Here is a 10,562-nt window from a genome sequence, read left to right as displayed (position 1 = left end):
GCCCCTTGTCCCGGCGCGGTGGTCCGGGCCACCATGCGAGCGCGAGCGCGAGCGCGAGCGTGACCGCGACACGACCGACGGGCCGACCGAAAGACATGAGGGCTTCATGAGCAGCGACACGCGCACGGGAACAGGCGCAGCCGGTTCAGCCGATTCGCCCGCCGACAGCGACTCGGGCCTGAGCCGGCGCCGGTTCACGGTGCTGGCCGGTGCGGGTGTCGCCGCAGCCGCGCTCCCCGGGACCGCCGCGCGTGCGGCCCCGGCCGTACGCCCCGCCTATCTCGGTACGTACACCGCGCAGCCGGGTGGCGGCGCCGGGATCGGGTTGGCCTCCTACCGGCCCGGCAGCGGGCGGCTCACCCCGACCGGGGTGCTCGGCGGCGTGGCGAACCCCTCGTTCCTCGCGCTGTCGCCCGACGGCAGGACGCTGTACGCCGTCGACGAGCGGGCCGAGGGCGCGGTCACCGCCGTACGGGTGGGGCGCGGCGCGCCCGAGGTGCTCGGCAGCCGGGGCACCGGCGGCGCCGACCCCTGCCATCTCTCCGTGCACCCCGGCGGGCGCTTCCTGTTCAGCGCGAACTACACGGGCGGCAGCGTCTGCGTGCACCCCGTCGGGCGCGACGGGACACTCGGTGAGGCCTGCGATGTCGTACAGCACAAGGGCTCGGGGCCCGACCCGGAGCGCCAAGCGGGCCCGCACGCGCACATGGTGGTCATGGACCCGGCCGGCCGGTACGTCCTCGCGGTCGACCTGGGCACCGACACCGTGCACACCTACCGCCTCGACACCGGCAGCGGGCGCCTCCAGGAGCGGAGCCGCGCCACGATGAGGCCCGGGGCCGGGCCGCGTCATCTGGCCTTCCACCCGTCCGGCACGCACGCGTACGTCGTGAACGAGCTCGACAGCACGGTCGTGGTCTGCGACTACGACCGCCGCACCGGGGCACTGACCCCGGGCACGCCGCGGCCCACCCTGCCGCCCGGCACCGAGCCCCCGGAGCGCAACTACCCGGCCGGGGTGCTGGTTTCGCCGGACGGACGGTACCTCTACGTCTCCAACCGCGGCCACGACAGCGTGGCCGTCTTCGCCGTCGAGTGCGGCGGCGCGGCTCTGCGACCGGTGTCCGTCACCCCGTCGGGCGGCTCGTACCCCCGGCACATCGCACTCGACCCGTCCGGCACGCTGCTGTTCGCCGCCAACCAGAAGTCCGGCTCGGTGACGACCTTCCGGGTGGACCGCGCCACGGGCGGACTCTCCTCGGCGGGCGCGCCGCTGACGGCCCCGATCCCGGTGTGCGTGCTGCCCGGGTAGGGAGCCGGCGGAGGCCGCCCCGGGGGCGCCGTCCGGGCGTTGGTGTCCGGGCGTCACTGTCCGGGCGTCGCTGTCCGTCACGTTGTCAGTGGTGGCGATTAGCCTTCCGGGTACGTGGTGACATCGGCCCGGGGGAGGAACGCCATGCAGGTCGTGAGGGTTGTCCAGGAGGAACTGCACCCGCTGGTGGTGCACGGGCCCACGCGGGCGCGGCTGTCCGGCGAAGGGCTGCCGAGGCAGACCGCGCTGCTGGGATTCGGGCCGGTCGCCGAGGGGCGCATGACGACGGTCGCGGAGCAGTACGAGCACGCGGTGAAGGTGCCGGACAGGGTCGGGGGGATGCTCGTGATCGGACACCTCATCGACGCCGACGGCGAGGAGCTGGAGGAGATCGTCCTCGACGGACGCACCGGGCGGGTCGCGCTGGCCGACCTCGAAAGCCGCTTCCTCGATCCACGGCCGCTCGCCACCGACCTGGACGCGCTGCTGCGCATGGCCGCCGCCGTGGAGGAACTGGGCTCCGGCGCAGGAGAGTTCGGGGCACGGTTCGCCGGGCAGTACGGCCCGGAGGCGGTCACGCGGCTCGCTGACGCCCTGCGGGAGATCGCAGACGAGGACTGCGACTACTGGACGATCGCGACCCGGATACGGCCGCTGGCGCGCATCGCGGGGCCTGGCGACGGGCTGCTGCTCCAACTGCCCGATGGGCTGCTCGACGAGGAGTTCGGGGCGAAGACAGGTACGGAGCCGGGCGCCGGGCCCGGCGCGGGGCCCGAGGCGGACCCCGCAGTGGGCGAGGTGGCGCGGTTCACGGACGCCGACCTGCCGGCCGCGCTCACGCACGAGTCGACCCGGCGGTTCCTTCGGGACGTGGGGCTGCCGGTGGACGGCGGGATGTTCACGCTCGACGAGGACAGGCCGGCCCGGACCCTCGCGGAGGTCTACGCACACCAGGACGAGGACCTGCTGCCGGAGCGGGCGGACCGCCTCGTCTGCCTCGGCTATCTCGTCGAGGACATCGACCTAGTGGTCGACGGGTCCACCGGCCTGATCCTGGGCCGGCACGCCGAGGACGCCGGGCTGCGGCCGGTCAACGCGGATGTGTCGACGCTGGCCTTCACCCTGTGGCTGCTGCGCCGGGCGAGGTCGATGGACGCCGAGTACAAGGTCACCGACGAGTCGTACGCCGTCCTGGCGGCCACGATGCGGGAGATCCTGGCCGAGGTCGACCCGGTCGCGTGCGACCACGCGGCGGGCGGCACACGGGGCGACGACGGCTGGCGTTACTGGCCGGAGGCGTTCGACGACGAGGCGGGCGGCGCTCTCTGACGCCGGGTCCAAAATCCGGTGCGTAGGGCGCGATCCGGGCGGGGCGCTCCGGCCGGGCGCGCAGTGCGCCGGACGCGGACGGGGCGGCGCCCGTATGGGGCGCCGCCCGTCCGTAGCCCCTGATCGGGGAGGTGGAGGCCGTGATCGGAATCGAACCGACGTAACTCGCTTTGCAGGCGAGTCCCTCAACCACTCGGGCACACGGCCGTGGGTGAGAACTCCTTGACCGTAAGCCGGTCGAGGGGCCCGCTCAAGGGGTCGGGGCACGGTGCAACGCGACTGTCATGCCGCGTTCACACAGGGCCGCACGCGCACGGAAGTGCCACCTGGTGCGCTGCCGCTGCCGCGCTGCTCCCGTGTCAGGCGCGGCTCACCGTGCGGCTCACCGTCCGGTCAGGAAGTCCGTCACCGCCGTGCGGAACGCCGTGGGGTCGTCCACCCACGGGTAGTGCCCGACGCCCGCCAGGCGCCGGTACTCGGCGTTCGGGAAGGACTCGGAGACCGCTTCCCCCGCCCGTACGCCCGACACCGCGTCCAGCTCCCCCGTCAGCGTCAGCACCGGGCACCGCACCTCGGCGAGCCCCTTGAGCAGCGCCAGCCGGGCCGATTCGTCCACGCCCTGCCAGAACCCGGCCCGTGGCACCGGGTTCAGCTGGCCCATCTCCGCCGCCGCGTGGGCCTGCTGCGGGGAGTCCCAGTGGGCGTACGCCATGGGGGCCGCGCGGATCAGCAGTTCGCGGATCTCGGCCCAGTCGGAGGCTGCGGCCAGCCGCCGGACGGCTGCGGAGGCCTCCGGCCACCAGGGCTCGGCGCTGCGGGACTCGAAGATCTCCAGGGCGTCGACGGGCAGCTCGCCCTGCAGCTGGGCGCCGGGCGTGACCAGCACAAGACCCGCCAGCCGTGCCGGGTGCGAGGCGGCGTACGCCTGGGCGGTGGTGGCGCCCGCGTCGTGCGCGAGCAGCGTGCAGCGCTCCAGGCCGAGGTGGTCGCGGAGCGCGTCGATGTCCTGGGCCAGGGACGGGAAGGCGTAGCGGTCGGGGTCGGCGGACACGGGGGACTCGCCGGTGCCGCGGGAGTCGGGGATCACCAGCCGATGCGTGCCTGAGGGGCCGCCGAGGCCGCCCAGGTCCCCGAGGTACGCGGCGTCGCGCCCCGGCCCGCCGGCCAGGCAGATCAGCGGTGGAGCGCTCTCGGGGCCCGCCGTGCGGTAGGCGAGTTCGGCTTCGTCGTACGTGCGGAAGTGCGGCATGTGCGTACGCCTTCCCCGTAGAGCCGGTCGTACGACCAAAGGCTGACTCTCGTCCCGCCCTGAGACAGGGGTCACCCGGTATCACGCCCCTTACGCTGGGCGCATGACCGCCCTGGAACCGCGCGACGCCGAGGTCGCGCCCGAACCTGCCGGAATATCCGGCACGCCACCCGACGCAGCTCTGCCCGCGACGGGTACCGCGGCGTTCACGGAAGAGCTCGCGGAGCGGCTCACGGAACAGCTCGTGGAACAGGGCGGCATCCTCGGCCGGACGCATCGCGCGCTGAGCATCGGCATCGTCTCCGTCGTGCTGCTGATCGCCTTCGAGGCGACAGCGGTCGGGACGGCGATGCCGGTGGCGGCCCGCGAGCTGAACGGGATCTCGCTGTACGCCTTCGCGTTCTCCTCGTTCTTCACCACCAGCCTGTTCGCCATGGTGCTGTCCGGGCAGTGGGCCGACCGCAGGGGCCCGCTCGCACCGCTCGCCACCGGCATCAGCGCCTTCGCCGCGGGACTGCTGCTCTCCGGCACGGCGGACGCGATGTGGCTGTTCATCGTCGGTAGGGCCGTCCAGGGGCTGGGCGGCGGCCTGGTGATCGTCGCGCTGTACGTGGTGATCAGCCGCGCCTACCCGGGGCGGCTGCAGCCCTCGATCCTGGCGGCCTTCGCGGCGAGCTGGGTCGTCCCCTCCGTCGTCGGACCGCTGGTGTCCGGGACGGTCACCGAGCAGCTCGGCTGGCGCTGGGTGTTCATCGGCATCCCCGTCCTGGTCGTCTTCCCGCTCGCCCTCGCGCTTCCCGCGATCCGCCGTATGGCATCGGGGCCCGCCGACCCGGACAGGCCGGCCGGGCCCTTCGACCGCCGCCGGATCCGGTTCGCCCTCGGCATTTCGCTGGGCGCGGGGCTCCTCCAGTACGCCGGCCAGGACCTTCGCTGGCTCTCGCTGATCCCGGCGGCGGCGGGCGCGGTCCTGCTGGTGCCCGCCGTCCTGGTGCTGCTGCCGCGCGGCACCTACCGGGCGGCGCGCGGGCTGCCATCCGTCGTGCTGCTGCGCGGCATCGCGGCCGGTTCGTTCATCGCCGCCGAGTCCTTCGTGCCGCTGATGCTGGTCACCCAGCGCGGGCTCTCCCCGACCATGGCGGGGCTCTCACTGGCGGTCGGCGGCGCGACCTGGGCGCTCGGCTCGTTCGTCCAGTCGCGGCCCCGCATGGCCCCGTACCGGGAGCGGATGGCGTCCGGCGGCATGGTGCTGGTCGCCGCGGCCATCGCCACCGCGCCCAGCGTGCTGATCGCGTCCGTCCCGGTGTGGGTGGTGGCGGTCGCCTGGGCCGTCGGCTGCTTCGGGATGGGCACGGTCATCGCCTCGACCAGCGTGCTGCTGCTCAAGCTCTCCGCACCGGACGAGGCCGGCGCCAACTCCGCCGCCCTCCAGATCTCCGACGGCCTGTCGAACGTCATGCTCCTGGCGATCGGCGGCGCGGCCTTCGCCGCGCTCGGCGGTGGCGCGGTGGGCGCGGTACACACGGCGGCCACCGGCGCGTCCGGCTCCCACCCGGGGGCGTTCGCGGCGGTGTTCCTGCCGATGGCGGCGGTGGCCCTGGTGGGGGTGTGGGTGGCGACGCGGCTGCGGGAGCGCTGAGGTTTCCGCGCGCCAACTCCGGCGCGCCGAGGCGCCCCGCGTCGACCTTGGTGTTTACGAAGCGGCTGCGGGGAAAGCGGACATGGCCGGGGCCCGTGCCCGCTGTGAAGCGCATCTCAACGCGCCCCGGACCGGCGGCGTCCGTACGTGGTCGCGGCCGGGTCGCCGGTAAGGTGGCCCGGTTGTCGTACGACCCTTCGACGTCGATGAGCCGGTTCTCGATGAGCCGGTTCTCGTCGAGCCGGTTCTCGAAGACCGAGATTTCAACGATCCCCCCGCCGCGTACCCGAGAGCACCGAACCGGAGACCGTGACTACTACCGCCTCCCACCACCTCTCACCCGCCTTCCCCGGCCGCGCCCCCTGGGGCACCGCCAGCAAGCTGCGTGCCTGGCAGGAGGGTGCCCTGGAGAGGTACCTCCAGGAGCAGCCCCGTGACTTCCTCGCCGTCGCGACGCCCGGCGCGGGCAAGACCACCTTCGCCCTGACGCTCGCGTCCTGGCTGCTGCACCACCACGTCGTGCAGCAGATCACGGTCGTCGCGCCGACCGAGCACCTCAAGAAGCAGTGGGCGGAGGCGGCGGCCAAGATAGGGATCAAGCTCGACCCGGACTACAGCGCCGGTCCGCTGAGCAAGGACTACCACGGCATCGCGGTGACCTACGCGGGCGTCGGCGTGCGGCCGATGCTGCACCGCAACCGCTGCGAGCAGCGCAAGACGCTGGTCATCCTCGACGAGATCCACCACGCCGGTGACTCCAAGTCCTGGGGAGAGGCCTGCCAGGAGGCGTTCGACCCGGCGACCCGCCGGCTCGCGCTCACCGGCACCCCCTTCAGGTCGGACACCAACCCGATCCCCTTCGTCGCGTACGAAGAGGGCCGCGACGGCATCAGGCGCTCATCCGCCGACTACACCTACGGCTACGGAAACGCGCTGGCCGACGGTGTCGTCCGGCCCGTGATCTTCCTCAGCTACAGCGGCAACATGCGCTGGCGCACCAAGGCGGGCGACGAGATCGCGGCCCGCCTCGGCGAGCCGATGACCAGGGACGCCATCGGCCAGGCCTGGCGCACCGCGCTCGCGCCCACCGGCGAATGGATCCCCAGTGTGCTGGCCGCCGCCGACAAGCGGCTCACCGAGGTCCGCAAGGGCATCCCGGACGCGGGCGGCCTGGTCATCGCCACCGATCAGGACACGGCCCGCGAGTACGCCAAGATCCTGAAGAAGATCACCGGGGACCGGCCCACCGTCGTGCTGTCCGACGAGAAGGCCGCGTCGAAGAAGATCGACCAGTTCACCGACGACGGCTCCCGCTGGATGGTGGCGGTCCGGATGGTGTCGGAGGGCGTCGACGTGCCGCGCCTCGCGGTCGGCGTGTACGCCACCACCATCTCCACACCGCTGTTCTTCGCGCAGGCCGTCGGGCGCTTCGTGCGCTCCCGCAGGCGCGGCGAGACGGCGTCGGTGTTCGTGCCGACGATCCCGATGCTGCTGGAGTTCGCGAACGAGATGGAGGTCGAGCGCGATCACGTGCTCGACAAGCCGAAGAAGGCCGACGAGAACGAGAACCCGTTCTCCGAGGAGGACAAGCTCCTCGCCGACGCCGAGAAGGCGGAGGACGAGGAGACCGAGGAGCAGCTGCCCTTCGAGGCCCTCGAATCAGACGCCGTCTTCGACCGGGTGCTCTACGACGGCGCCGAGTTCGGCATGCAGGCGCATCCCGGCAGCGAGGAGGAGCAGGACTACCTGGGGATCCCGGGGCTCCTGGAGCCCGACCAGGTGCAGCTGCTGCTCCAGAAGCGGCAGACCCGGCAGATCGCGCACAGCCGCCAGAAGCCGGCCGAGCAGGCCGACCTGCTGGAGAAGCCCGCCGAGGCGCGGCCGGTCGTCACGCACAAGCAGCTGCTCGGGCTGCGCAAATCGCTGAACACGATGGTCGGGGCGTACTCCCACCAGAGCGGCAAGCCGCACGGTGTGCTCCACACGGAGCTGCGGCGGGTGTGCGGCGGGCCGCCGAGCGCGGAGGCGACGGCGGGACAGCTCCAGGACCGGATCAAGAAGGTCCAGGAGTGGGCCACCCGGATGCGGTGACGCCCGCCCGTACGGCATGGACGTGAGCAGGCGGGGCCCGGAGATTGCGACTCCGGACCCCGCCCACTGGGTCACCATAATATCCCGGTAAGACGTGTATGGCGCCGAAAGTCCCGCGTGAAGGTGACTTAAGTCCCTAACGGGGATCAATTGCCCTTCCGCGCCCGGATTCTGGACGAGGCCTTCCGCTGAGCGGTGCCGATCGCTACCTTTCCGGCAACGCAATACGCCCCGTGGCAGCGCCGCCGCGGAGCGCAGCCGGTGCCATGGCCCGCCGGCGGCCTCTGCGAGCGACGCCGGTGGGACCCGGCGCCGCACACTCGTGAGAGCGACCGCCGCACCACCACAGAGGAGTGGGCGTCGTGACCGCGGAGACTTCCCAGACGCTCGACCGGGGACTACGGGTCCTCAAGCTGCTCGCCGACACGGACCACGGGCTGACCGTCACCGAGTTGTCCAACAAACTCGGTGTCAACCGCACCGTCGTCTACCGGCTGCTCGCCACGCTCGAACAGCACGCCCTGGTACGCCGTGACCTCGGCGGCCGCGCCAGGGTCGGTCTGGGCGTGCTCCGCCTGGGCCGCCAGGTCCACCCGCTGGTGCGCGAAGCGGCGCTGCCCGCGCTGCGTTCGCTCGCCGAGGACATCGGCGCGACGGCGCATCTGACGCTGGTCGACGGCGCGGAGGCACTCGCCGTCGCGGTCGTCGAACCGACCTGGACGGACTATCACGTGGCCTACCGCACGGGCTTCCGTCACCCGCTGGACCGGGGCGCGGCGGGCCGGGCCATTCTCGCGGCCCGCCGGGGCGACCTGGCCGACCCCGGCTTCACCCTCACCCACGGCGAGCTGGAGGCGGGCGCGAGCGGGGCCGCGGCGCCGCTCGTGGGAGTGACGGGCCTGGAGGGCAGCGTGGGGGTCGTCATGCTGTCCGACTCCGTCCCGGAGCGGGTGGGGCCCCGGGTGGTCGACGCGGCCAATGAGGTCGCGGAGGCGCTGCGCTGACGTGGGCACCCCAGGCCTCCGCCGGGCGTACGCGCCCCACGCGGCCACCGGGTGTACGGACCCACGCATCTGCCGGGCGTACGCGCCCGGCAGATCGGTGGGCGCGTACGCCCACTAGGTTGGGGGCGTGCTCTCACGTCACTCCCGTACCCGCGTCCTCGCCGTCTGCGCCGCCCCCGTGCTCGCCCTCTTCGCCGTGGCCGCCTTCGCGCCGTTGCCCTACGTGCTGGCGCAGCCCGGCTCGACCGCGAACGTCCTGGGCGACGACAAGGGCAGGCCGGTGATCACCGTGACCGGCGCACCGACCCGCGAGACGAGTGGGCAGCTGCGGATGACGACGATCGTGGCGACCGGCCCCTCCGTCGACATCGACCTGGGTCAGATCGTCGACGCGTGGTTCAGGACCGACCGGGCCGTGATGCCCAAGGAAGCCGTCTACCCGACCGGGGACACCGACGCGCAGATCGAGCGGCACAACGCCGACGAGATGCAGAAGTCGCAGAACGTCGCGGCCCGTGCGGCGCTCAACTACCTCGACAAGGACCAGGACGAGGTCAAGGTCGACCTCAGCCTCGCCGACATCGGTGGGCCCAGCGCCGGGCTGTTCTTCGCGCTGGGCATCGTCGACAAGCTGGACGGCGACGGCGCGGGCGGTGACCTCACCGGTGGCCGCAACATCGCCGGTACGGGCACGATCAGCCCCGACGGCACGGTCGGCGCGGTCGGTGGCGTACCGCTCAAGACCCAGGCCGCCAGGCGCGACGGGGCGAGTGTCTTCCTCGTACCGCGCGACGAGTGCTCGATGGCTCGGGCCGAACTGCCCGACGGGCTGCGGCTGGTCCCGGTCACGACACTCAAGGACGCGGTGGGTGCGCTCAGGGAGCTGGCGAAGAAGGACGGCAAGGCCCCGAGCTGCTGACCGGGTGACGCGCGGCCCCTGGCCCTCGGCGGTCAGGCGGCGCGGGCGGCGCCCAGGGGCGGCTGATGGACGAGGCGCAGCCCCAGCTCGACCATGGTCCAGCCGAGGCGGGTGCGGATGGGGTGCTGGGCGGCGCGGGGGAGCAGCGCGTACTCGGCCGCCTCGCGCCGCAGTTCGGCGGCGCGCAGGGCGTGCAACCGCAGTTGCGTTTCGGGGTGCATGGCAGGGTTCCTCTCGGTCCGTGGGCCGACCCGGTTCGTGGCGGGCCGAGTCCGTGGGGCGGCTCAGTCCGTGGGGCGGCGCGGGAAGGAATGCGTGTGGACGCGGACCTGGGCGGAGCCCTCGGCGCTCAGTCCGCGGTAGCTGTCGACGAGGTCGTGCATCCGCTGGTTGAGCTCGCTCAGCTGCTCGGCGGTCAGCTGCAGAGTGAAGTCGCTCATGTCCGCGCTCCTGGCCCACTCCTCGGGCCAGTCGCGTGAGGTGCCCAGCCAGGTGCCGAGCTCCTGGGTGTGGATGTTCGCGACCTCGTGCATGAACAGGTCCGCGGCTCCGCGCACCTCGGGGTCGGTGCTGTTGTGCAGTTCCTCGGCGAAGCGCGTGCCCTCCTGCGCCGCCTTCCACCACCGCTCGCGGCCCTTGCCGCGCTCCGGATCGTCCTCGACGAACCCGTGCGTGGCCAGTTGGCGCAGGTGGTAGCTGGTGGCGCCGCTGGACTCGCCGAGGCGCTCCGCCAGCTGGGAGGCGGTGGCCGGTCCGTCGTGCCGGAGGGTCTTCAGCAGGCGGATCCGCAGGGGGTGGGCGAGGCCGCGCAGGGAGCGGGCGTCCAGGGTGAGGGACGTCTCGGGCTTCGGGGCCCTCGGCGCGTCCGGGATCTCGGGCTCTTGGTGGGGCATGCTGCCACCCTAGAGTTGCAAAGAACTCGTTGCAAGTACTTCTTTGCAACGAGTTCTTTGCGTGCGCTGGACCGTCTGCCGGACCGTCTGCCGGACCGTGTGCTGGACCGTCTGCCGGACGCTGTG

General features: G+C 72.8%; 9 protein-coding genes and 1 tRNA gene. 6 read left to right on the top strand and 4 right to left on the bottom strand.

Annotated features, from left to right (window positions below; genetic code table 11):
- Positions 1–106: 106 nt before the first annotated feature.
- The gene (locus tag ACLLJJ_RS13175; protein ID WP_434590254.1) at positions 107–1,312 is read left to right on the top strand and encodes a lactonase family protein; all 1,206 of its coding nucleotides are present in this window, start codon (positions 107–109) and stop codon (positions 1,310–1,312) included.
- Between the two features lie 144 nt (positions 1,313–1,456).
- Positions 1,457–2,641, top strand: a complete 1,185-nt coding sequence (locus tag ACLLJJ_RS13170; protein ID WP_434590251.1) for an SUKH-4 family immunity protein — start codon at positions 1,457–1,459, stop codon at positions 2,639–2,641.
- A 132-nt stretch (positions 2,642–2,773) separates the two neighbouring features.
- Here ACLLJJ_RS13170 and ACLLJJ_RS13165 read toward each other — a convergent pair.
- Positions 2,774–2,848 (bottom strand) — tRNA-Cys (locus ACLLJJ_RS13165).
- Positions 2,849–3,023: 175 nt separating this feature from the next.
- Entirely contained in the window at positions 3,024–3,890 is an 867-nt protein-coding gene (locus tag ACLLJJ_RS13160) for an alpha/beta fold hydrolase (RefSeq protein WP_434590248.1), read from the bottom strand.
- 103 nt (positions 3,891–3,993) lie between these two features.
- Here ACLLJJ_RS13160 and ACLLJJ_RS13155 point away from each other — a divergent pair, with 103 nt between their 5' ends.
- From ACLLJJ_RS13155 to ACLLJJ_RS13140, 4 genes are all read left to right on the top strand, one after another.
- Positions 3,994–5,529, top strand: coding sequence for an MFS transporter (locus ACLLJJ_RS13155; protein WP_434590245.1), 1,536 nt, complete (start codon positions 3,994–3,996; stop codon positions 5,527–5,529).
- Positions 5,530–5,838: 309 nt separating this feature from the next.
- A complete protein-coding gene (locus ACLLJJ_RS13150; protein ID WP_434590242.1) occupies positions 5,839–7,620 on the top strand; it encodes a DEAD/DEAH box helicase in 1,782 nt (593 codons plus the stop codon).
- 362 nt (positions 7,621–7,982) lie between these two features.
- A complete protein-coding gene (locus ACLLJJ_RS13145; protein ID WP_434590239.1) occupies positions 7,983–8,624 on the top strand; it encodes an IclR family transcriptional regulator in 642 nt (213 codons plus the stop codon).
- Between the two features lie 127 nt (positions 8,625–8,751).
- Positions 8,752–9,543, top strand: coding sequence for a S16 family serine protease (locus ACLLJJ_RS13140; protein WP_434590236.1), 792 nt, complete (start codon positions 8,752–8,754; stop codon positions 9,541–9,543).
- A 32-nt stretch (positions 9,544–9,575) separates the two neighbouring features.
- On the opposite strand, the gene ACLLJJ_RS13135 is transcribed toward ACLLJJ_RS13140, so the two are convergent.
- Both ACLLJJ_RS13135 and ACLLJJ_RS13130 read right to left on the bottom strand, forming a co-directional pair.
- On the bottom strand, positions 9,576–9,764 hold the full coding sequence (locus ACLLJJ_RS13135) for a hypothetical protein (protein WP_434590233.1): 189 nt from the start codon (positions 9,762–9,764) through the stop codon (positions 9,576–9,578).
- 63 nt (positions 9,765–9,827) lie between these two features.
- Positions 9,828–10,436, bottom strand: coding sequence for an ArsR/SmtB family transcription factor (locus tag ACLLJJ_RS13130; RefSeq protein WP_434590230.1), 609 nt, complete (start codon positions 10,434–10,436; stop codon positions 9,828–9,830).
- Positions 10,437–10,562 lie beyond the last annotated feature (126 nt).

Source organism: Streptomyces sp. A5-4 (assembly GCF_051131715.1).
Classification (GTDB): Bacteria; Actinomycetota; Actinomycetes; order Streptomycetales; family Streptomycetaceae; genus Streptomyces.
The sequence above is the reverse complement of the archived record's forward strand: the minus strand, read 5'-3'. Positions and strand labels throughout refer to the sequence as shown.

Excerpts from the sequence above, each read along its gene's own strand:
- ACLLJJ_RS13170 (WP_434590251.1), top strand. The coding sequence starts at position 1,457 with ATGCAGGTCGTGAGGGTTGTCCAGGAGGAACTGCACCCGCTGGTGGTG.
- ACLLJJ_RS13175 (WP_434590254.1), top strand. The coding sequence starts at position 107 with ATGAGCAGCGACACGCGCACGGGAACAGGCGCAGCCGGTTCAGCCGAT.
- ACLLJJ_RS13130 (WP_434590230.1), bottom strand. The coding sequence starts at position 10,436 with ATGCCCCACCAAGAGCCCGAGATCCCGGACGCGCCGAGGGCCCCGAAG.
- ACLLJJ_RS13160 (WP_434590248.1), bottom strand. The coding sequence starts at position 3,890 with ATGCCGCACTTCCGCACGTACGACGAAGCCGAACTCGCCTACCGCACG.
- ACLLJJ_RS13135 (WP_434590233.1), bottom strand. The coding sequence starts at position 9,764 with ATGCACCCCGAAACGCAACTGCGGTTGCACGCCCTGCGCGCCGCCGAA.
- ACLLJJ_RS13155 (WP_434590245.1), top strand. The coding sequence starts at position 3,994 with ATGACCGCCCTGGAACCGCGCGACGCCGAGGTCGCGCCCGAACCTGCC.